This is a genomic window from Candidatus Uabimicrobium amorphum (assembly GCF_009002475.1).
GTDB lineage: Bacteria > Planctomycetota > Uabimicrobiia > Uabimicrobiales > Uabimicrobiaceae > Uabimicrobium > Uabimicrobium amorphum.
Genome location: NZ_AP019860.1, coordinates 4,382,851 through 4,403,516 on the forward strand (window position 1 = coordinate 4,382,851; position 20,666 = coordinate 4,403,516).

Genomic DNA, 20,666 nt, shown 5'->3' on the forward strand with positions numbered 1-20,666 from the left:
AAGTAATGTATGAAGTTTCTATATTGTTGGTGGTGTATGATTGTTTTTACTGTGGCGCAAATGGATTCGCTACCGTTACCTCCGCAACTTCCGTGGCAAGGTAGAAGTGAAGAGTTGATTGTGCCGGCAGATCACCGCGAAATTACACCTGTGGAAAAAGCGAAGTTTATGTCCACTCCGCGTTACAAGGAAACTATTTTGTGGATGAAAAATTTGGTAGACCGTGTCCCTGAATTTTCAATGCAGTCTATTGGACAAAGTGATGAAGGACGCGATATTTGGATGGTGATTGCCTCCAAAGAGCGTGCTTTTTCTCCCGAAGATATGGCGAAGAGCAAAAAGGGTATTCTGCTAGTACAAGCAGGGATACATTCTGGAGAAATTGACGGAAAAGATGCGGGGATGATGTTATTGCGCGACATGGCTTTTCGCGGAAAAATGGATCTCCTAAAAAACTGTCATTTACTATTTGTTCCTATCTTAAGTGTCGACGGTCACGAAAGATTTTCGCTATTTAATCGTAGCAATCAACGTGGACCTCACAAATGTGGGTGGCGTACAAATGCCAAGAACCTAAACCTGAATAGAGATTATGCCAAACTCGATACGCCAGAATTACAGGCTCTCATCCAGGTGGTGAATAAGTGGAAACCCGATCTTTATTTTGATATTCACGTCACCAATGGCGCTGATTATCAATATGATATTACCTTTGGTTTTAATGGCGGAGGATTTATTTCGACTCCATGTTATGCCGTAAACATTGGCAAGTGGCTTAATGATGTTTTTCGTCCACATGTATCCGCGGACTTATCTTCGTGGGGGCATATACCTGGTCCTCTAGTGTTTGCGATGAATGGTAGCAATATGTATGCTGGCGTGCAAGACTGGACTGCTCTGCCTCGTTTTTCGAATGGTTATGGAGATTTACGCAATTTGGCAACCATTCTTGTCGAAAATCATTCTCTAAAGCCTTACAAACAAAGAGTACTTGGAACATATGTGCTCATAGAAAGTGCGATGCAACTACTGGGAAAAGAAACGAAGTCGCTACGCGCGGCCACTGCTGAAGATCGTAAAACACGCGCGGAAAATGTCGTCTTAAGTTGGCTACCAGACAAAAAAATAGGTAATACTGATTTTCGCGGCGTATCTTTTACACATAAACAAAGTACGATCACTGGAAGTAAGGTCGTGGTGTGGACGGGAAAAGCGGAAAAAATGAACATTCCGGTGTATTCTTCGCCAGGAAAAAAAGACAGTGTAAATCGCCCTAAGGCATATTGGATTCCTGCGGTGTGGAAAGAGATTATCGAACGTTTGCAGGTCCATGGAATTGAAATGCAAATTTTGTCGGAGCCTCAAAAGGTCAAGGTGAAGATGTATCGTGTTACCGATTACGCTGTGGGTACACCTTACGAAGGACATATACAAGTTAAAAATGCCCAATTGCAATGTGAAACAGTTGAACGGGTTTTCCCCAAAGGCTCGGTGCGCGTTTCGACCAATCAAGATTTAGGCAATTTAGCCATTGTGTTACTAGAACCAAAAAGTCCTGATTCCTTTTTTCAATGGGGATTTTTTTGGGAAGTTTTTCAACGTACGGAGTATGTCGAAGCTTATGTAATGGAACCTTTGGCACAACAAATGTTGGAAAAAGATCCACAATTGGCCAAAAAATTTAAGAAATATTGCGCGGAAAACCCTAAGGCAAGTGCTCGAGAAAAACTATATTGGTTTTACCAACAAACTTCTTTTTTCGACTCAGAGTGGAAATTGTATCCTATCGGAGTTGAAGAATAAAAATTTTATTGTGATCAAGGAATTTCAAAGTACTGTTTAGGGCTTTGAAATTTCTTAGAACAACTCTAGCGAATAAGTACCTTGAACCAAATATTCAGTTCCTTTTCTTCTAATCCAAAGCCTTGCGCAAACCGATCATTGTATCGCTGTAGAACGGTAAACTCTTGCTCGTTGAGTTGATTTGGCTTTTGTTTTGCAATTTCTAAAGCTTTTTGAATATCGTGGCGCGCATTTACGATATCGTTTTTTAGGTAGAGAAAATAAAAGACGGCTCTATCACAATAATTTTTTGCACTTTCTACGATGGCAATTCCTTTGTCCATATACTTTTTACACACCGCTTCATTTTTAAGAAGAGCGTAACTTTTTGCATAATCTATGTACACCGCTGCTTGGAATTTTGGCGCTTCTTTTTCCATTAAGTTTTGATTGATGATGGTTGCAATGTACTGATTGGCTTTGCGAAAAAGCTCTTGTTGTTGTTGTGGGTCTTGGGTTTTTATACCTTGTGCGAGAAAAATGACACCCATTGCTTTATAAGCACGTGCCATTTGTGGATTTTCCTCTAATACCTGTGCTACTATTCTTTCCGCGCGGTGATAATTCTCTGTTAATCGTAAATAAAATACAGCCCTTTCCAATGTAAAATCTAGGCTTTCTTGAAGATGATCTATCGCCTTTTGTTGCTTCTTTGCCAAAGAATTGTGATCGCTGAGGAGTTTCTCTTGGTCTTTGATTTTTTTTTCCAATGCGACAATTTTATCTGAGTGCTTCATTACCTTTACGTTGGCAATAAAAAGTTTCTGCTTTTCCGCGGAAAGCTTTTCGATTTGCTTTCTCTGTTGTAGGAGATTGTAGCTCAAAAAAATGATGATGACGAACGCTGGAATATAAATAAAAGTTGCCGTACTTTTTATCCAAGTGTGTAGGGGAATTCTTTTTGATTTTTTTGATATGTGACGATGTTTGCGAAATTTTCGTAGGTCGCGAATCAATTCATACGCTGTTTGGTAGCGGTGTTCTGGTAACTTTTCAATGCATTTACTGCAAATTAGGTCAAGTGCTGTAGGAATATTACGATCTATTTGTTTGGGAGCGGGGGGGGTACTTTCTAAAATACTGAAGATCATTTGATAACCAAATTTATCTGGAAAAAGTTGCCGTTTGGTGAGTAAGTGATAAAAAGTGGCTCCCAATGAGTAAATGTCACTGCAAGTATTCGGCTCTCCTTGCACTTGTTCCGGGGACATGTAGGCAAGGCTACCATATATATGACCAGTATTGGACAACTTTGTTATATCTTCGGCACTTTGGTCTTTTACCAGCCCAAAATCCATTAGTTTGGGAGTCAAGTCCTTCGTAAGCATTATATTCGAAGGTTTAATATCACGGTGTATAATATTGTTTTTATGCGCTTCGTGCAGAGCTTCGGCTAAGTGTTCTACTATTTCGGTGATTTTATGCCATTCATTACGCGAGGTCTCTATAAATTGTTTAAGGGTTACTCCTTCTATAAGCTCCATGGTAAAAAATGGTGTTGGTTTTTCTCCGTATTCGTAAATGCGAATAATGTTAGGGTGATTTAATTTTGTCATGGCACGTACTTCGCGCATGAATCTTTTGACGAGATTTTCATCGTGGAGATTTTCAATCACTTTAAGTGCAACGTTTTGTTGCAGCTTTGAGTCATAGGCTTTATAAACAATCCCCATCCCTCCTTGCCCTAATTTTTGAACAATGCGATAACGTGAAAATTTGTGCACATCCATAAGAGTCTCTTTCATACGGCAATTTGTTATTCGTATTGGTAGCGCAAAACACCCGAACTAGTAGATATAATAATAAAGTTTATCGCTTTATTGAATATTTTTATTTTGTTAATATAAAATGAAATGCGGCAGACTCTGATATCTCTGATATCTCTGCCTTTTCAGATTCCTAGTTTTTATCATTTTATAGGTTTTAGGTGTGGATTTTGTGCAGCAATTACTATTTTAGTACAGGTGATCTCGCCAGTGTTTTTGAGTTATAAATTATACCGCGACGGTTGTTTTCTTTCTTGGATTTTTTTGCGCAATCTGTTAAACTGGAAAAGTTAAAATAGTGCTTGTTGTCAATGTATTAGGTCGCGTATTAAACGCGAAACAACAAATTTGTGCTTTTCTATTTTTATTGCAATTTCCCGTCGACAAAAATCCCCCATGTTATAGGTAGGATATTAAGTGAATTCCGAATTCTCTGGTGAACAGCAAGATATGCTATTTGAAAACTTGCCAAATACGCGAGTTTTTAAAACTATATTTCCTAAAGGTAGTTATATTGGTCCATACCAGGTAATCGAAGAAGTGGGACAGGGTGGTATGGCAAGAGTCTATCGCGCTTATCACCAAAAATTAGAACGGTTTGTTGCGATAAAAGTCATGGACAAGCAAGTCGTTTCGCAAGAAGACCACCAGAGATTTGTTGCCGAAGCTAAATTGACAGCGCGATTACAACATCCCAATATTGTTGCTGTTCTCGACGTAGGCACTGCTCTTGGTTTAAACTATATCGTGATGGATTTTATTCAAGGTACTTCCTTGCGGGATATCATTCAGAATGGGCCACTGCCTATCGATGATGCCTGTAAAATTACCAAGCAAATAGCTTTGGGATTACATTATGCACATAACAAAGGTGTTATTCACCGCGACATAAAGCCTTCAAACATTATCATCACTAAGGACAATCGACCGGTTATCATGGATTTTGGTTTGGCTAAAAATACCAAAATGGCCCAAGATATAACAAAAAGTGGTGTAATTATCGGTACGCCAAAGTATATGGCTCCAGAACAAATAAAAGGTGACAATCGTAGTATTTCTCGTGCCACAGATGTGTATGGATTAGGAACTGTGTTCTACGAAATGTTGACGGGGAAACCAGTTGTTTTAGGTGAAACACCCCTTAGCGTTTCTTATAGCATCTTGAATAAGGAAGTACTACCACCGCGTAACTATCGTAGTGAAATACCACAAGATGTACAAACGATATGTTTAAAAACACTGGAAAAGAATAAACAAAAACGTTATCGTTCTGCCAATGCTCTTGCCGATGACATCGCTCGTTTTTTAAATGGTGAAGCTGTTGTTGCGCGCCAAGAAAACAAGTTTTATTTACTTCATAAAAAAGCGCAACGTTACCGTTTATGGTTTTTTATTGGCATGTGTATTTTGCTTGGGTTACTCAATGTGTTGCAGTTTTTTTTCTTTAACAACCAAGACCAAAATAACGACTTACAAGAAAAATACAATAAAGTATTGGTAAAGCTGCAAAATTTAAAAAGTGAGTACCAAAGAGCGTCTTTATCGCAAAACAGTAGTAAAAATATGATGACATTGTTACAAGCTATGGATTGTAATATTCGTAATCAACCCCTAGAGTCTTTAAACATTGTTGAAAGTATTGGTGAATCGGTTAACAAGAAAGAACAGGCTCTTATTTTTTGCTACCGAGCTTATTTCTTAATCAGTGCGAAGAGATACAGAGAAGCTCGCGAAAGCTTGAATCAAGCAATTTCTATCGATCCTAGTTTATCTCTGGCATACTTTCTACGCGGAAAAATATTTGTGTACTTTAAAATGCACAACAATGCCATTAAAGATTTTGAATATTTTCTTACGCAGAAAAACGATGTCGAGATTGTGTTGTTACTTTGTGACACCTATTTACTCGAACATCGATATACCGAAGCGCAAAATAAATTACAAGATTTGATTAAGCTCAGTCCATCCAACTATCGCGCCTATCATGGATTGGCGAAGTGCTATTTACATCAAGAAGAATACAACAAAGCGATTACCTATTCCGTCGAAACATTAAAGAAAAACCGCAAATTTCCCCCGGCATTCTATACTATGGGGTATGCGTACTATTTTTTAAAACAATGGGATAAAAGTATTCAGTTCTTTACACGTGCGGAAGCTCTTGATCCGACACTCAGATACACAATAAGTTATAACGATACATTTACTCCTTTTTTCTACTTCAGAGGAATTGCTTACAAAAAACAAGGATTTTTACGTGAAGCTTTTAACGATTTCTCTAAAGGAATTCGTTTTTTCCAAAATCCTTCCTCCACAAATAGAATTTTTAACTTGTGTCTTGTTGAACGCGCCAGACTCTATGCGAAAAACAATAAGCACACAAAAGCTGTTGAAGATTATAATACTGTTCGCCAAAATTCTCCGCATTTACTCAACGAAGAAGATGTGCGTTACCTGGAAAAACACAAATAGGTAGATTTCTGCAGTAACATGCAAGATATTAGCTCTATATTGCAAAGGGAAAAGAAATGTCTGAAAATCAAAATGACAACACCAACAATGAAAACACCGAAAATCCACAAGACGAACACGAAATGAAAGTGCCTAAGGACTCAGATGTGGAGATGCCTGGAATCGAAAGTGAAGAATCAGCAGACGATGGGGTATTTTCCGAAACGCAATCTAGGTTAATGAGCGGACGTAATAGTACTATTCGTTTAAGTAAAATCGCCGCTATGCTTTCGCGTTACAAACCAGAAGAGAAATACCACCTTATTGGTGAAATTGCACGCGGTGGTATGGGGATTGTTTATAATGTCCTCGACAAAAATACCAACCGTTGTTTGGCGATGAAAGTTCTTCTTCCCAAAGGTCCCGAAGAAGATAAAAAAAATATGGACTATTTTGTCGAAGAAGGACAGATTACAGCGCAACTAGAACACCCCAACATCGTTCCTCTTCATGATATGGGAATGTTGTCCGATGGCAATGTATACTTTACAATGAAGAAAGTTGCTGGGGAAGAAATGATCAGCATCATTCGTAAGATACATGCTAAAGTAGACGATTATGATAAAAAATACTCTATTTTTCGTCGATTATCTATGTTTCGCAAAGTTTGCGATGCGGTCGCTTTTGCGCATTCGCGTCAAGTAATACACCGCGATATCAAGCCTGAAAATATCATGATTGGTGAATACGGAGAAGTGTTGACTCTCGATTGGGGACTTGCAAAATTTATCGGCTCGACACCTCCATCTGATTTTTCAGATACTTCTGCCGTTTATTCTATGCGTTTACAAAAAAACTTTTCCACCACCCAACAAGGTATGATTCAAGGTACACCGCGTTACTTTGCTCCGGAGCAGACATATGGGGATAGTGCCCTGGTTGATTATCGTAGTGATGTTTATTTGCTTGGAGCAACACTTTATCATTTGATGACTTTGCAATTTCCTCACGACGGTTCTTCTTTGGAAGATTTGGTTAATCGTGTACGTAATGGGCATATCGTTCCTCCAAAACAAACGGTAAATGGTGCGTTAATCCCCAACCAATTGGAAGTTATTATCCAAAAATCAATGGCGGTAAAAAAGGAAGAACGTTATCAAACTGTTAACGAGATGATCCGCGATATTGATTCTTTTCTTGAAGGAGACATCGTAAGAGAGCCTCTCAATTTTAAAGCGGGCGAGATGTTGATGAAAAAAGGTGACATCGGTGATGAGGCCTATGTGATCTTACGCGGTGACATAAAAGTTTACGATTATATTGATGGTAAAGAGGTTGTTTTTGCACGAATGGGTGCAGGAGACATTGTCGGGGAAATGGCGGTCATTTCTGCCCAAAAGAGATCGGCGAATGTTGCTGCACTTGGGGACATTGAAGTATTGGTTATTGACCGGGAATTAATGTTAAACGTATTACGGCGTTTACCTTCATGGATGGAAAAAATTGTTCTCAATTTAACCTCGCGTTTAAATACGGCAAATGAGAACGTCCATCCTCTAAAAATTAAAGACTTTAGAGCGCATGTTTTGTATCAAATGACATCTTTAATTATCTCACAAGGTGACGATCAGGCTATTTTTTCTGCAAGTGATATGATTTTGCATGTGAGTAATCTTCTTACATTATCTGTTGATTATATCTCTAAATATTGTGAGCAAGTTCTTGCAAATGAAAGTCTTTTCAAAAAGGTCGACAACGACTCTTTCCAACTAGCAGATCGCGAACTTCTTATTGGTACTTTACAACTTGTGACAAAAACGCTGAGTTATCCAAATAACTACTTTCCTAATTTAGGTTTTGTCTCCGATGAAAAGCTTGATCTAGCTTCTTCAATTGTTGAAGATATATTAGGCACTAAGGCGGATAGTAGTAAGGGATCTTCTGTAACAGCAATGGCAGAAAAGAAAAAATTAACTTTGGAGCAAGATGAAAGCGAAAAAGGAACAGTGAGTGATAAAGTGAAAGCAATTATCGCCAATCGTCTACATGCGATCCATCAAATACTTCGCGAAAATGGCCTTGATCAGGAAGTGAGTTTGAAGTATTCGGTAAACGCTAAGGGTGAAGGTGGAGCAACTCTTGTTGTCGATGGGCATCTTGTTCAGCAATAAAGCAGTGACAGCTTAGGGTGTGCGATCAATTAAAGTTTATTTAATTGATGATACGCCCTAATTTTTCATCTTTTTAGCAAGGTTTATTTTTAATTCTTGAAGATCATGCCATTACGCGTTAGAATAATCACTTTGAGTGGCATAGTTTTGATCAAATATCTGCTTGGGGTTAGATTCTTAGCAGAAAAAGAGGCATGTAGTTAACTATAGAGTTTAGATGTTTAGACATCGTGTTCATAAAACATTAGGCAAACACTTACTTTAAAACAAAATGTAAAGTGTACGACTCATACAGTCGTAAAGTGTTGTATTTGGAGAAATACCACTATGGCAGTGCGTATAGATTGTTATGGTGTTAGCGACGTTGGAAATATTCGCAAAGGTAATGAAGATCAATTTGTAATAGCCGACCTAGCAAAAAAAATGTCTTTTTCCCATTCAAGTCTTCATAACGAAAATAATCCACAGCTTGAACGCGTTTATGGAAAACTTTTTGTTGTTGCCGATGGTATGGGAGGAGCTGTTGCTGGAGAGCAAGCAAGTGCAATCGCGGTAGAAACAGTTGTTGAGTACATATTACGCGGTATGCAATGGTCTTTATTCTTGGATGAATCGAAAGATGCTGATTTCCAAGATGAATTGAAAAAAGCAATTCTTCATTGCCAGGATAAGATTCAAGAAGCTACCGAACAATTCCCCGATTTACAAGGCATGGGAACTACACTAACGATGGCTTGCGCTACATGGCCAAGGTTATATGTCGTTCATGCTGGAGACAGTAGATGTTACCTCAAGAGGAAATCTGATTTAAAGCAAGTTACTACAGATCACACTGTGGTACAACAACTCGTCGAAAATGGTGTTATTACAGAAGAAAAAGCTGAAAATGTGCAATGGGGAAATTTACTGTGGAACGCCATCGGTGGTAATAGTTCTGAGTTGGCCACTGATATTTGTAAACTAGAATTGCAGCATGGTGATATGATTTTATTGTGTAGCGATGGTTTGAATAAGCATGTTACCGATAAAGAAATTAACTGTCTGATGGACTTGAATACCAATGCAGAAGATATTTGTAAAAACTTAGTTGAACTAGCAAAAGAAGAAGGTGGAACAGATAATATCACTATTGTTGTCGCCCACTTTATAGATGAAGATGCGGAAAACAAAAAATACGAAGACATGGAAACTTTAATTGAAGAGCCCGCAGTAAAGGAAGAAAAAACAGACAACAAAGATGATTTACCAAATAAAGAAACTGAACGAATTCAAAGTTCCATGGACGAAACTATTGTTGATGCAAATATTCACGATTTAGCGGGCGGAAATAATGGAGACGAGGAGTCATCATAAAGCATTTAGATCTCTCAATAACTCCGTAGGGGTAGCATAGCGATTTTCGATATCCTTTTCTAACATTTTTTTGATAACAGCCCAAACGCGGCCATCAATATTTAGAGGTTTAGGATCATAGTAAAGTCGCGCTACCATTAGCTCGTTTGTTGATGTAGCTTCAAATGGCAAAAGACCCGATATCATATAATACCACGTCACACCCAAACTATAAATATCACTACAAATGGTTACCTCTTTTTCTCTTACCTGCTCAGGTGACAGATAGTCAGGCGTTCCGATTATAATTCCTTGTGTTGTCAGTTGACTATTTTGGCGACTTTTCTTGACAAGTCCTAAATCGACAAGAACCACGCGATCGTTACTTGTTACCAATATATTCGCTGGTTTAATATCTCTATGCACCAATCCTTGAGAATGAAGATATTCCAATCCTTGTGCTACTTGTCTAACGATATTTATGGATGTCTTTATCGATATAAAACCGGTGAGCATTAGTTCATCAATTGGTTTGCCGTCAATGTATTCCATCACATAGCATACGTAATTGGGCGTCTTGATAAAGTCTAAACTTTGAACTAAATTTTCATGATTTAGTTGTATCGATAGCTCTATTTCGCGTAAGAAGCGTTGGATGTCAGAGCAATGCTTGATATTGTCAGCATTGAGTGTCTTGATTGCCACACGCATATTGTCGGATTTACGATGCCCGGCAAAGATAACTCCCATGCCTCCTTGGGCCAAGCGACTGTCTAGAATATACTCGTCTTGTTGACTTCTCAAGGTCGAGCCTATCGTAAAATTATTGCCATCTGCCCACTTGGGTTTTTGGCTTTGTCTTTCTAGTCTTTTTATGTGAGCCGTTAAGCGAGCAGAGAGTTCGTTGGCACTAAAAGGTTTCTTTATGTAATCGTCCCCTCCTTCATCCAAGGCTTTTATTACGTGCTCTTCACTGGACATTCCCGTTAAAAAAACGATTGTGACACCTAAATCAGGATATGTTTCACGTATCTTTTTGCATACCTCAAAACCATCGGGATCTCCGATGTTGATATCTAGAAGAACGATATCTGGGGCTGCAATTTCAAAAGCTTCTAGAGCAGCGTCTCCGCTTTTAGCTTCTAGAACTTTATGCCCAAGTTCCTCAATAATTAGTCGTATTAAATTACGAGATAGGGAATCATCTTCTACTACTAAAAAAGTATATGTTCTTTCCGTATTCATCAGTCTACTACGAGTACCTACTTTTATAAGCTGCTTAGGAATCGACGTTTCATTTATACAAGGGGCATGTTCGATTCCTTTTCGATCTCGTATTCCTTTCTGAGAATAAAATAATAATTATCATTGTATCTATTATACTACTCGATGGTTGTTTCTCTATGCAGAAAATTATTCTAGTGGATCATCTTCAAAAGGAAGTATAATTTCGGCTGACCCTCTTTGCGTTTCCATTCGTGGTCTTTCGCGTTTTGGAGGAAACTCTAAACTCATGGATTGCATTTGACTTGCCATACGAGGTCTTTCCGGAGAAGATAAAATTTGTAGATCTGAGGGGGGATCCTCTTTTAGATGAAAGGAAGCCATTTGCATTGTTTTTTGCGCCATCCTATCATTTTTTAGGTTTTGTATTTCTTTTATACTTGGAGTTGCCGATATTTCTCCTCTAACAATCATTTGTTCTAGTTGCTCTTCGTCAATTTGTAGTTCGTTCATGGCGCGTTGTCTCAGTTTCTCCGGATCTTCGCTGTTTTCCTCTGAGTTGACCACAAAAATAGGGTGTATACTTTCATCCATTTCTTCCAAGGCAGGGGTACTGATTGTTTCGAAGAGGTTTTTCAATGTCTGGCGTTCTTTTTTTAGATTAGGGGCGTTCATGATTACGGTTTGTTCCATCATGCGTTCGTCTTTTAAACCGCTAATTTCTTGTAGGGTTGGTGTTTGTGATAGTTTCCCTGATCTAATAAGTTTGTCCAATTCTTTTTGGTCGATTTGTAGTTCGTTCATCGCCTTGTCTTGTGCTTTTTGCTGCTGGTCAGGATGGAATTCTGGAATAATGGCCAAATTCTCATCTACGAGTTCTTGCGTTGTCGGCATGATGATAGTTGGCTCTACCATTGCAGATGTTCTTAGATTATCAATCTCTTGTTTGGGAATTAATATTTCTTCCCCTTGCTTTACAGCTGATATTTCCCCTGATTCGATGAACTTTTCTAACTCCTCTTCTTCCATTTGCAATTCCATTAAGGCTCTTGAGAATGTTATTTTTTCCTCACCTTTATTTATGGGGCTTATAGGAGAGTTCATGACGATGGTGGCCTGCATCATGCGCTCGTCTTTGACGTTTTCGATTTCTCGAATTGTAGGAGCTTGGGAAAGTTTGCCTTGTTGGATGAGAGTGTTCAATTCGTTTTTTTCAATTTGTAGCTCGTTCATCGCCTTGTCTTGGGCTTTTTGTTGTTGGTTTGGATCAACGTTGGTCTTTGAGGCATTTACGTTCATAACCGGAATAACAACCGTTTGTTCTAACATCAGTTCTTCGCGAAGATTTTCCACGTCTGATTTTGTAGCGCCGGCGAAAATTTTTCCTTCGGCAACCAATTGTTGTAGGTCTTCTTCTCCAATTTGTAATAACGATAGAATTTCATCATTGGATAGAGGAGGTTCTTCGGCTTGTAAAATACTACTCGGCATTTGTATTTCTAACTCATCTTCTTTTAGATGCAATTTAGAAATACGGTTTTGAATTTTGTTTATTTGTTCTGTGTCTTGTAAGCTGCGGAAATAACCCACACTCATTTCATAGAAGTCTATTGCCTGAGAATATTTGCCTTCCATTTCATTTAAAATAGCCAAGTTCTTGCTTGTGGTCGCGGCGTTTATTAGGTCTCCAATAAGCTGTGACGCTTGTAAAGATTTTAGAAAGTACTCTTTCGCCTGTGAGTATTTTTCGAGAAGGCGACTTGTTACTCCTAAGTTGTTCCAGCAAACGATCAGACTATTTTTATCTCCCAAGGCCAATGCTATTTCTAACGCCTGAGAATAATACTCTAACGATTTTTGGCTATTTTGCATACGACCATAAATATTTCCGATATTGTTGAGTTGTGCACAAGTGGTTTGTTTGTCGCCTACCTTTTTGGAAATCAACAACGATCTTTCATAGCACAATTGTGCTTTTTCGTAGTCTTCCATGTAAAAATGAGCCATGCCTAAATTGTTGAGCGCGACTCCTTCGCTTTGTTGGTTGCCGATTTGCTTACTGAGTTTTGCTGCGTCTTTGTAGTAAGAAGCGGCTTGCGCATAATTTCCCTGAACGCGATAAACTTTACCGATGTTGTTGAGATAAATGCATAGTTTCTCATAATCTTGCCGTGAACGAGCAATTTTTTCTGCCCTTTGGTAGTGACTTAACGCTTCTTCATATTCTCCCCATATACGGTAAATACTACCGCAATTACTTAAAGACACCGCTAGTCCACTTTGGTCTTGTTGTTCTTGACAAACATCAATGCCTCGTGCGTAACAGTCAAAGGCTTCTTGCAGTTTTCCATTGTGATATAGAAGGTTACCCACAATTGTACAGGCTTGTGATTCCGTAAGATGTTCGTTTGACCATTCATCGAGTTCTTTTTTACATTTTTGGTTTTTTTGTTGTTGCCATTCTTGTTGTTCTTCATAGCTACAATCAATGCTTACCATTTCTTCTTCTGGAAAAAGTTCGCGAAATATATCAGGAAATAAGCCATGAATTGTGTTTCCTCTGTGACCATAAATATCAACTAATTTTTCGACATTTGTATTCACTTTTTCGACAAAGTCACCTTTTTCGATGAAATGCCAGTAGAATCCTTTGGCGCGATCTTTACAAGATACATGTTCTAAATAATCGAGATCTATCTTTAGGTCGGCACCACTGTACCCCCAAAACAAAAAGTGATAATGACCAAGAAGTGTACGAATGGCTTGTTTTTTCTCAAAAGATAATCCTACCGCTTCTTGTTCCACCGTTGAGGTAATGGTTTTGGGTAATGAAAGACAACCGTGAAGTTTGAGGACAACGGTTTGCTGCTGTTCGTCAAATTTTGCGAATTCTTCATCTGTACGACAAACAAAGAATGGTACATTTTCTTTGTGTAGGGCATCTTCGATAAAGGTATCAAAATTGGTGGTGATGATATAACGAATAAAACCCGCGCGTGCCATTTTGGCTAAATATATGTGATTTATATTGGGTTTGCCATCTTTTAAAGCGCGAAACGATTCGAAATACCCGCTGCAATTCGCCATTATTTCTGAAGCGACAACTTCGGGGGTGATGCCTTTTTCTCCAGGATCAGCGATCATTGGGGTTTCTATTAGAGAAGGTAAGTGTAAAGAAAGTAGTTCATTTTTTTTGGTGATAGATTCCAGAGTGAAATCGCGTAATTTTTTCCAATCAGGTAGACCTGCTGGAGGTTCTAAACTTATACCTGCTCCACAAAAAAATAGAGTGGTTTTATTGCGTATTTTTTGCAAAATTTGCGTAGAGATGTCCATGTTACCTCTGTGAAAAGGATGATATTTGTTTTTTGCAACTACATAACAAAATGATCTTTAAAATATTATAAATGTTTTCAATATAAACTACAAAGTTATTTTGCAAGTAATTCGTATGCTTATGGGGGAATTGTGACAGGATTAACAGGATGTACAGGATTAAAAAGGCATTTCCGAGGTGAGAGTTTTCATGGGACGTGTTGCATAAAATTTTCTGGTTAAGTTGAAGTGTGACACCCTACACAGGGTGTGGGATGTCACGAAAAAACTCTTGTACTTATCAATCAACGTAATATTGAAAAGCGATAAGTAAAGCGGTAATAATAGGTATAAATGCAAATAAAATTTGCGCAACTCCAATGGCAATCGGTGGAAATTTTTGAATGGCTTTTATTTGAGCACCCCAGCAAAAAATAGGCGCAATTGCGATGAGCGCAAAAGATATTAGGGGGGCCTCTCCGGATAAATAACCATTGACAAGTAAACCTGTGAGTACTATAGCTAGAAAATAGTTTCCACTACTTGCCCAAGATATATTTTTGAAGACAATAGATAGCACAAACATAGCCATGGACATCGCGGCAATTGCACCACACAGTTGTCCCATTTTGGCATTTGCGGATAGTACAAGTACTCCACTTGCCGCGGTAGCAAGGAAAAAGGAAAGCAACGAGAATGTGCGACCTTTTGTCACGTTTGTGAGTTTCTCTAAGGCGGTGAACATTACCACCGCTGTTGCCGTGAATCCCAAGCGCCAATACCAAAGTAAAGCGCTACTTTCACCTTCATCAACGATCCATTCGGGAACAATAAGCCATGCACTTAGCATTGCGCTTATGGCAATAAACAGTCCTTTGCTTATTGTCGTATCCGTGAAGTTGTGTGCAAATGCAAGTAATGTTAGAACAAATGGGATATAAATTAGCCAGCTATCGGAATCATATTCTTCTACATCTACAGGGAAAGAGGGAATTTCTCCCACAATTGCCCAATAGGCGAAGATATACCCTGCGGCCATCCCGAGCGCCATACTCCAGTACGGTTTGTTGTTTAGGCTGTCGATGTCTTTGCGCCACGGACGAGCAAAGACAAGAACAACTATCGCACAAATAGTTGCGGGAATTACCGCACCAAAGAGTTGCATTTTTAAAAATTCAGGATTCATAATCTACTTCTTGCGAACGCCTTCCACATCTGCGGTAATATGAACTTCGTCTGCGATACCGTTTGGCATATACTTCATACCAAAATCACTTCTCTTAACAGTGAAGTTGCAGCTTAGTCCACAACGATAGTTACCCCAAGGATCACTACCTTCGCCTAGGAATTTAGCATTTACGGTAATTTCTTTTTTCTTACCATGCATTTTCAAAACACCTTTAACTTCGTATTCGTTTTTAGAACCAGCTTTTCTCTTGAAAGAGGTGCTTTTGAAAGTCAAAGTTTTGTACTTCTTTGCAAAAAAGAAATCTTTACCGCGTAGGTGATCATCGCGTTTTGCGTTACCAGAATCTATACTTTTGGCTTTTATGTTGATAGAAATAGAATTTTTGCTGTCGTCTTTGGCATCAAAAGTAACGCTGCCACCAAAATCATTGAATCTTCCGTGGGTATAGCCTGCACCAAAGTGTTGTACTTTAAACGCCATTGCTGAGTGAGATGCATCAATGTTATAGTCATCAGCTGTTGGGGCAACTGCAAAGATCATTGCAATCACAGCGAAAAGTGTTAGAAATTTCATGTAAAACTCCTGTAAGTTGTTGATTTAAATGGTTTGTGTACGTAATACACTTAATATTGTACTAAATTATGCGGTAGGGCAATATAAAAAATTATTGTGGCTTGTATAAATGAACCTTATAGTAAGCGAAACGCTGCCTATTTAAAAAGAACTGCCAGGAGTTTGCAAAAACTCTTTTTCTTCTTTGGTGGATTCTCTTTGTAAAATAGCATTGCGATGTGGGAATCGTCCGAACATTGCAATGACGTCATGGTGCTTTTTCGCATATGTCACTGTTTGCGCGAAGTACTCTTTTGTCGATTCGGGGGCTTCTTCCCAAGTTTTTGTGTACATTTGAACGGACTTTTCTTGCAACTGTAAGTCTTCGGCATGTTGTAAGGGCATGTAAAAAAACTGGCGGTGGATGGGAAACAGTTCATCATCGACTTTTTGTTCGATTCCCGCCAGACAGAGTTGCAAAGACTGTGGATCACTTTCGTACATGCGCGGCGTGTTGCGATAGATGTTACGGGAAAATTGATCTAACAAAATAATAAGTGCTAGTCTGTTTTGAGGTGTATTTTCCCAATCATTGAATTTTCCATTTTTAGCGTCTTCAAGTGCGCTGCCGAACTTTTCCGTAATTTCACTGTCAATGTCTTTACTACCTGTAAACCAAAGTGGTTGCTTGTCGCTAGCGGTATTTTCTGCGTCTTGTATTGTTTCTCCAAACCAATAATTGAGAATAGTTGTGGGTTGCATTTTTTCCTCGTTTCTCTATAGTCTAACGGTATTTGAGAGAATGGACGGACATGAGGTCCGCCCTGTAACGCATTTTATTAAATATAAAATTTTATGCGTGTTATTTTTTAGGAAGCGTGTGTATCGGTTCGCCTTTGGCAACCTTCGCAGCTTCCATGATAAGTTCTCCCAGTGTTGGGTGAGGGTGTACGGTTAGAGATAGATCGTCTAGCTCTGCGGTCATTTCAATGGCCAATCCCGCTTCTGCAATTAGATCTGAAGCATGACCTCCGACCATTTCTACTCCCAAAACTATTTCGCTTTCCTGTTCGGCAATTACTTTTACAAAACCATCTGTTTCACCTGTAGATCGCGCTCGTCCGGAAGCGGCGTAAGGAAATTTGCCTGTTTTGAATGATAAGCCGTCTTTTTGTGCCTTGTCTTCGATGACACCGACGGTTGCTATTTCTGGATCAGTAAATATGATACTTGGAATTGCCTGAATGTCGTCGGTGGAGTAGTTTTCGCCATGAATATTTTCTGCGGCAATTTCACCTTCCTTGGAAGCTTTGTGAGCTAACATTGGTTGGCCAACTACGTCACCTATCGCAAAAATGTGTTTTTGGCTGGTGCGCAATTGGTCGTCGACTTTGATAAAGCCATTTTCGATAGTAATGCCTGCTTTTTCCGCGCCAAACGAGTCTACATTTGCGCTACGTCCTACAGCAACACTAATAAAATCGGCTTGAGCTGTGTGCTCTTTTCCATCACACTCGAAGGTAACCTCGACTTGTTTTCCTACTTTTTTCCACGATTTCGCACGGGCGTTGAGATGAATGTCCGCACCTTTTTTCTTCAACTTCTTATGTACAACGTTCGCAACATCTTTTGAAACAATATTGGGTAGAAGTTGATCCATCACTTCGATCACCGTTAGTTTTGCACCTAGTTTTGCGTATACGGTACCCAACTCCAGGCCGATGACTCCGCCGCCAATTAAAATAAGTGACTTGGGTATTTCCATAAGTTCTAAAAGATCTGTGGAGTCTAAAATGCTCTCGTGGTCAAACTCAAATCCGGGTATTGTTCGTGGTCTTGAGCCTGTGGCGATAATGGCATTTTTAAACTTTACGCTGTGCTTTTCACCATCTTGTGCCTCAATTTCGGCACTAAAAGCAGATGTTAATGTGGCTGTTCCCAATATTTGGTCAACCCCATTGCCTTTTAGTAACCCTGAAATTCCCTTTGTTAAAGTCTGTATGATGGAATTTTTCCACTGTTGGGTTTTCGGCCAATCGACCGAGACGCTGTCTACCATTACCCCCATTTTAGGATAGAGATTTTGTGCCTTATCGTAGGCGCCTGCCATTTGAATTAATGATTTTGATGGTATGCATCCCCAGTTGAGGCAAACTCCACCAAAAGCCCGGTCTTTGTCCACGACCAACGTTTTGACACCCAGTTGCCCAAGGCGAATTGCGGCAACATAGCCTCCAGGGCCACCACCAATTATCAAGGTATCTACTATTTTTTCCGCCATGTTTTCTCCTAGCGCGGTAAGTGAAACTAACGTATTTGTATTTTTCGGTAATTTTACAATAACTTGAACTGAGCATCAATGTGATTCTTACGTTTTTGTATCTTACCTCAGCAGTACTGGTGTTATATGGTAAAAAAGTCATTGCATTTTACGACACTTTTGCTACGGTAAAGTGGAATCGATTTTGATAGGAGAAAGCATGCGAAGTTACGCAATGGAATTTATTGGTACGATGTTTTTAGTTTTGGCAATTGGATTAACGGGAGATCCTTGGGCGATAGGAGCAATGTTAACAGCGCTTATCTATATGGGGGCATATATATCCGGGGCCCACTATAACCCTGCTGTGACAATTGCAATATGGATGCGCAGTAAAAAATTACAGATAAAAGATATCGTTTTGTATATTTTGGCACAGGTTACCGGTGCTTTTGTTGCCGCAGCAATATGTTACTATATGACGGGGAAAGCATTTGTGCCTAAGCCGGGAGCTGAAGTAACTGTTTCTCAAGCGATGGTTGCAGAGATTTTATTTACTTTTTTACTCGTAACAGTCATTTTGAATGTCGCAACAACAAAAAAACTGGATGGAAATTATATTTATGGTTTAGCCATTGGACTTACTGTAACGGCCGGGGCTCTTTGTGTGGGAAAAATTTCTGGAGCTGTTTTTAACCCGGCGGTTGGTTTGGGGCCTATTTTTATGGACGCATTGAATAACGGTGCATCATGGGGAAATTTATATATTTATATCGTTGGACCACTTGCCGGTGGAATATTATCTGCTGTTTTATTTCGCTTTTTTAATAGCGAAGAATTTACATCTTGAGTAAAAAATACGATGTGTTAAGATGGTAACTTATCCGTAACTAATAGTTTGTAATTATGCCCAAGTAGCGAAAATAGTATGCGCTACGGTATCTAAATCTTTATTTCAGGTTCAAAATGAGTAAAAAATATTTAACCGAAGTTTACACTAAGGTGTGTGGGGTAAAATCTGTGCCTGATGCGCAAGCTCAGAAAAGAAAATCTATATACAACACGCAATTAACGGTGATTGGTTTGACAGTTCCCGAGTTAAAAAAAATCAATAAGTCGTTTTCATTTTACGACAAGAAGCCACGAGAAATCATGAAGATTTGGGACTATATATGGAATAAATCTAGCGTTTTTGATGTAAAAATACAGGCAATACTCTATTACGAAAAAAAAATGAATGAAATCAACTATGATGAGCATTGGTCTTTGTTTTCTTCATGGTTGGATGGGGTAGATAACTGGGAGCACTCTGATCGCTTATCACGTTTTTATTCACATTTGCTGGAACAGAATCCAAAGAAGGTATATCCTGTGTTAAAAGAGTGGAATAGCGCAAAAAATCCATGGTTTCGTCGGCAGTCTGTTGTTAGTTTGATATTTTATAGTACCTTGCGGCAAAAGGTAATCGCCAAAACGAAGATCTTCTCCTTGGTGAAGAAGTTGTTGAAGGATACAGACTATTATGTACAAAAAGGCGTTGGATGGACGTTGCGCGAAGTGGGAAATGTATATCCAGAAGCAACCTTAGATTTTATGGAAAAAAATTTAAATGACATATCCTCCGTTGCTTTTTCGGCGGCGGTGGAGAAAGTTTCGTCCCATGTGAAAGAAAAACTAAAAGAACAACGAAAAAATTTTAGGAAAAAATCGCGATGAGTTCAGTAGATATAGAGTTGATAAAAAAAATTGCAATTGGTGCTGCACAACAAATTTTGAAAGTGTACAATAGTGAAGACTTTGCTGTCGAAACAAAAGAAGATAGTAGCCCTTTGACAAAAGCCGACCGCTTATCAAATGATTATATTGTGAAAGAATTGCAAGAGAACTACGCTGACATACCAATTGTGAGTGAAGAAAATGAAGCCGTCGATTATGAAGTACGCAAAAAATATACGCGATTTTGGTTAGTCGATCCACTAGATGGTACAAAAGAGTTCGTCAAAAAAAATGGCGAATTTACGGTCAATATTGCTTTGATTGAGCAAGGTTCGCCCATATTGGGAGTTATACATATTCCCGTTTCGGGAAAGACGTATTGGGCACAGTTAAACGAAGGCGCTTATTGTGAGGGAGAAGATGGGGTTCAAAAACTGTGCTGTGAAGAATTTAAAATGAGCGATGAAAACTTAAGTGTTGTTTGTTCGCGGTCAAACTTAAACGAAGAAACAAAAGAGTATATTGCAAAATTAAACAATCCGCAGACCTTGGCAAAGGGATCCTCTCTGAAGTTTATGCTTTTGGCCGAAGGGGAAGCTCATCTCTATCCTCGTCTGTCACCTGTGATGGAATGGGATATTGCGGCAGCGGATATCATACTTCGCGAAGCAGGTGGGCGAACGGTTTGCGTTTCCAATAATCAGGACATTGTGTATAATAACGGTCAAGATATGAGGATTCCTTCGTTTATCGCTTATGCGAAAAAAATGATTAATCCGTAGTTAAACCGTATTAGAAACTTGCATTTTTACGTACATTATTGTATGATTAAGTGGTCACAAAATTTG

Annotated in this window: 14 protein-coding genes; 7 read left to right on the plus strand and 7 right to left on the minus strand. The window is 39.0% G+C overall.

Features of this window, described 5'->3' with window-relative positions:
- The first annotated feature begins 9 nt into the window (after positions 1-9).
- Positions 10-1,803, plus strand: a complete 1,794-nt coding sequence (locus UABAM_RS15860; protein WP_151968987.1) for a M14 family metallopeptidase — start codon at positions 10-12, stop codon at positions 1,801-1,803.
- A 65-nt stretch (positions 1,804-1,868) separates the two neighbouring features.
- On the opposite strand, the gene UABAM_RS15865 is transcribed toward UABAM_RS15860, so the two are convergent.
- Positions 1,869-3,572: a serine/threonine-protein kinase gene (locus UABAM_RS15865; RefSeq protein WP_173013350.1), complete on the minus strand. Its 1,704-nt coding sequence runs from the start codon at positions 3,570-3,572 to the stop codon at positions 1,869-1,871.
- A 453-nt stretch (positions 3,573-4,025) separates the two neighbouring features.
- On the opposite strand from UABAM_RS15865, the gene UABAM_RS15870 reads away from it, so the two are divergent.
- The 3 genes from UABAM_RS15870 to UABAM_RS15880 all read left to right on the plus strand — a co-directional run bounded on the left by UABAM_RS15870 (position 4,026) and on the right by UABAM_RS15880 (position 9,583).
- Complete coding sequence (locus tag UABAM_RS15870) at positions 4,026-6,080, plus strand: serine/threonine-protein kinase (RefSeq protein ID WP_151968989.1); 2,055 nt, start codon at positions 4,026-4,028, stop codon at positions 6,078-6,080.
- Between the two features lie 56 nt (positions 6,081-6,136).
- Positions 6,137-8,230, plus strand: coding sequence for a protein kinase domain-containing protein (locus tag UABAM_RS15875; protein ID WP_151968990.1), 2,094 nt, complete (start codon positions 6,137-6,139; stop codon positions 8,228-8,230).
- A gap of 327 nt (positions 8,231-8,557) precedes the next feature.
- Entirely contained in the window at positions 8,558-9,583 is a 1,026-nt protein-coding gene (locus UABAM_RS15880) for a PP2C family protein-serine/threonine phosphatase (RefSeq protein WP_151968991.1), read from the plus strand.
- Here UABAM_RS15880 and UABAM_RS15885 read toward each other — a convergent pair.
- From UABAM_RS15885 to lpdA, 6 genes are all read right to left on the minus strand, one after another.
- Positions 9,578-10,807: a protein kinase domain-containing protein gene (locus UABAM_RS15885; protein WP_151968992.1), complete on the minus strand. Its 1,230-nt coding sequence runs from the start codon at positions 10,805-10,807 to the stop codon at positions 9,578-9,580. The genes UABAM_RS15880 and UABAM_RS15885 overlap by 6 nt on opposite strands.
- A 168-nt stretch (positions 10,808-10,975) precedes the next feature.
- The gene (locus UABAM_RS15890) at positions 10,976-14,122 is read right to left on the minus strand and encodes a tetratricopeptide repeat protein (protein ID WP_151968993.1); all 3,147 of its coding nucleotides are present in this window, start codon (positions 14,120-14,122) and stop codon (positions 10,976-10,978) included.
- Positions 14,123-14,402: 280 nt separating this feature from the next.
- The gene (locus UABAM_RS15895) at positions 14,403-15,287 is read right to left on the minus strand and encodes a hypothetical protein (RefSeq protein ID WP_151968994.1); all 885 of its coding nucleotides are present in this window, start codon (positions 15,285-15,287) and stop codon (positions 14,403-14,405) included.
- Positions 15,288-15,290: 3 nt separating this feature from the next.
- A complete protein-coding gene (locus tag UABAM_RS15900) occupies positions 15,291-15,863 on the minus strand; it encodes a YceI family protein (RefSeq protein WP_151968995.1) in 573 nt (190 codons plus the stop codon).
- Between the two features lie 141 nt (positions 15,864-16,004).
- A complete protein-coding gene (locus UABAM_RS15905) occupies positions 16,005-16,604 on the minus strand; it encodes a DUF924 family protein (protein ID WP_151968996.1) in 600 nt (199 codons plus the stop codon).
- A gap of 100 nt (positions 16,605-16,704) precedes the next feature.
- A complete protein-coding gene (gene lpdA / locus UABAM_RS15910) occupies positions 16,705-18,123 on the minus strand; it encodes a dihydrolipoyl dehydrogenase (protein WP_151968997.1) in 1,419 nt (472 codons plus the stop codon).
- A 199-nt stretch (positions 18,124-18,322) separates the two neighbouring features.
- Here lpdA and UABAM_RS15915 point away from each other — a divergent pair, with 199 nt between their 5' ends.
- The 3 genes from UABAM_RS15915 to cysQ all read left to right on the plus strand — a co-directional run bounded on the left by UABAM_RS15915 (position 18,323) and on the right by cysQ (position 20,600).
- Positions 18,323-18,952, plus strand: coding sequence for an MIP/aquaporin family protein (locus tag UABAM_RS15915; protein ID WP_151968998.1), 630 nt, complete (start codon positions 18,323-18,325; stop codon positions 18,950-18,952).
- A 116-nt stretch (positions 18,953-19,068) separates the two neighbouring features.
- Positions 19,069-19,818, plus strand: a complete 750-nt coding sequence (locus UABAM_RS15920; RefSeq protein WP_151968999.1) for a DNA alkylation repair protein — start codon at positions 19,069-19,071, stop codon at positions 19,816-19,818.
- Entirely contained in the window at positions 19,815-20,600 is a 786-nt protein-coding gene (gene cysQ, locus UABAM_RS15925; protein WP_151969000.1) for a 3'(2'),5'-bisphosphate nucleotidase CysQ, read from the plus strand. The genes UABAM_RS15920 and cysQ overlap by 4 nt, the downstream gene beginning before the upstream one ends.
- Positions 20,601-20,666: the final 66 nt, after the last annotated feature.